This window comes from Luteitalea sp., from assembly GCF_044337415.1.
In the GTDB taxonomy this organism is placed as follows: domain Bacteria; phylum Acidobacteriota; class Vicinamibacteria; order Vicinamibacterales; family Vicinamibacteraceae; genus Luteitalea.
Genome location: NZ_JBIINP010000384.1, coordinates 1 through 2716 on the forward strand (window position 1 = coordinate 1; position 2716 = coordinate 2716).

Below are 2716 nucleotides of genomic sequence, written 5' to 3' on the forward strand. Positions count from 1 at the left end.
CCCGACTGTGGCTGCCCGAGGCTGCGATCGGTCTGGTCGCCGCCGAGCACGAGCAGGCCGCGATACGACGTGAAGTCGGGCACCATGCGCAGGTGTCGCGCGATCGGCAGGATGCCCCACACCTGGCCCTCGTACGCGATCGACGGCAACTCGTAGAACAGGCCGTGCAGGTCCATCAGGAAGCGCTCGGTCTGCGCCTCGCGGATGCGCATCCACTCGGTGTTCCACGCGTGATCGAACGTCTGGCCGCCCTTGGGCAGGCGATAGGTGCGCCACGCGCCCTTGAGGAACACCTTCAGGATCGCTGACGCGCGGTCCCATCCCGCCGCATAGATTGGCCGGCCGTACTCGGCGGGGCTCCAGGCCTTGCCCGACACCTCGACGAACGGCTTCCGCTCGAGGATCGTCCACGCCTTGCCGTCCCACTCCGCGAGACGTCCACCGGCAAGTTGCCCGGTAAAGTCGCGCTCGTCGTAGCTGTTGTTGGCGACGACGACGCGGCCGGCTTCGGTATAGGCGCTCTTGAAGTGGGGGCGGACGCCGGTGGGCAGCTCGAGGGTCTTCACCAGGTCGAACAACTGGCGCGACTCGAGCGTCTTCACGTCGGCCTCGAAGAGCAGCCCTTCCATCGTGAGGAAGTACACCTTGCCCGCGCGATCGGTCAGGTGCTCCATGGTCGCCGCGAGGCGGTGCTTCGCCATCTCCGGGAACACGCGGACGATGCCCGCCGGGTCGATGGCGTACGGGCCGATGATGGCCTGGTTCGACTCGTTGTGAATCATCCGGTTGGCGAACGTGCCGGTGACGCTTGCCGGATGCTTCTTCATCTGCAGGTCGGGGCTCACCTCGTACAACCCGAGCCCGGCGCCCGTGATGTGCGCGACATAGCCGACCAGCCAGAGTCGATCGGCCCACGGGACCATCGCGCCGATGCCCGCTTCCGAACGTGGCACGTGCTCCGACACGACGGAGAGGCGCGGGAACACGCCGCCGACCTGCGGCTGGGCAGGCGCTGGCGGCGGTGCCGCCTGCTGCGCCAGCAACGGTGCGTGCGCGAGGCTGGCAAACAGGCCCGCCGCGAGGGTGAACAGCGCGCACCTGACACAGGTCCTCATGGCATCTCCACACAGGTAGGGCGCGGTCTCAGACCGCGCCGTCAAACGGCAAGAAACTTCACAGCGGCGCGGTGGGACACCGCGCCCTACCTCTGGTCCACCTGCCTCGGCGCGACGAGCGCCTTGATCTGGGCGATGTCGAACTCGGCGAGCAAGCCGAACGCGAACATCTCGGGCATGTCCTTCGCCGACACCTCGCGGTCGAACACCTCGCGCAGCGTCGACCAGCTGTCGTGCAGCTCGATGCCGGCGATCGCGTCTGGCTCGAGCGCCGCCGCGACGAGCGCGATGAGGCTCGTGCGCGGACCGCGCGCGGTGATCGTCACGGCCTTGCCATCGCGCGCCTTCAGCCACTTGGCCGTCGCGATCACCTGACCGGCCTCGAGACCGAGCGGCCGCTCGCCGACCCCGGCCATCAGCAGGCCGTACAGGAAGTCGATGCGGCCGAGCGCCGACTCGCCGAAGTACCACGGGTCCATCGCCACCACGCGTCGTCCCTCGCCGAGCAGCGTGCGCGCGTCGTTGCCCGCCTTCGCGCGGCCCGTGTCGGCGAGCAGCAGCGTCGTCGACGTCGCGGCTGACGCGGGGGAGAGTTCCGTGACCGGCAGGGTCCAGTTGTCGAGGTGCAGCTGCCAGAACTCCGCGCCGGGCGCGGTGCCGACAGACACGGCGCGCGTGGTCAACGTCGGCGCCTTCACCAGTTGCTGCAGGCGGGCGCGCGTCGGGGCCTTCGGCGCCGGCAGCGACGCGAGGATGCCGCGTGCCAGCGACGTGAAGTCGGCGTTGTCGGCCGGGACAGGAATCTTCAGTGCGTCGAGTGTCCTGATGTCCTTCGTGACGTCGATCTCGCGCGGGTCGAAGCTGACGCGGCCGCCGAGCAGGTTCTTGTGCAGGAAGCGGTAGAACGCCTCGCGGTTGTCCTGCTCGTAGTTGTGGCCCTTGTCGTAGTTCACGTGGTACGCGAGCCTGTCGCGCACACCGAGCAGCGAGAACGCCTGTGCGGCCTGCTGCACGAGCGGACCCACGGCGTAGTCGGCGCGGTAGCAGCAGCTGTCGAGGGCGTTGTGGGTGATCTGCAGCGGGCGCGGCGCCATCAGCGCGGTCAGGTGCGTGTAGTCGGCCACGGCGGCGAGGTCCGACGGCGTCTGCTCCGAGTCGCCGAGGTCCTTGTCGGGCCACTGCGTGCGGGTCACGTAGCTCGAGAAGCCCGCGACCGGGTTGGCCAGCGTGACGCGCGTGTCGAGCGCGCTCAGGATGATCGTCTGCCAGCCGCCACCGGAGAGGCCCGTCACGGCGACCTTCGTCGCGTCCACGTGTGGCAGCGCGAGGCCGATGTCCAGCGTGCGGCGCAACGACTCGTAGAACACGGCCAGCCCCGGTGTGCCCACGAGGTCGAGCTGGTTCATCCGGTAATGCTGCAGGCCCGGCACCGCGAGCTGGGTCTGGCCGATCCACTCGACGTTGATGGCGTACAGCCCCTTCTTCGCCAGGTTGATGCCGCGCGCCTGGTGGTAGCTGTTGGCCATGCCCGTGCCTTCGTGGCCGTTGAAGTTGAGCACGAGGGGCGTGGGCGTGGTGGGCGCGGGGACCGGCTCGTACAC

General features: G+C 69.0%; 2 protein-coding genes. Both read right to left on the minus strand.

What is annotated here, in order from left to right:
• The coding region (locus tag ACIRDX_RS22650; RefSeq protein ID WP_396627679.1) for a hypothetical protein at window positions 1-1115 on the minus strand (1115 nt) is incomplete at its 3' end.
• Window positions 1116-1201: 86 nt separating this feature from the next.
• Window positions 1202-2716 (minus strand): alpha/beta hydrolase family protein (locus ACIRDX_RS22655; RefSeq protein ID WP_396627680.1); only part of this gene is annotated, 1515 nt, incomplete at its 5' end.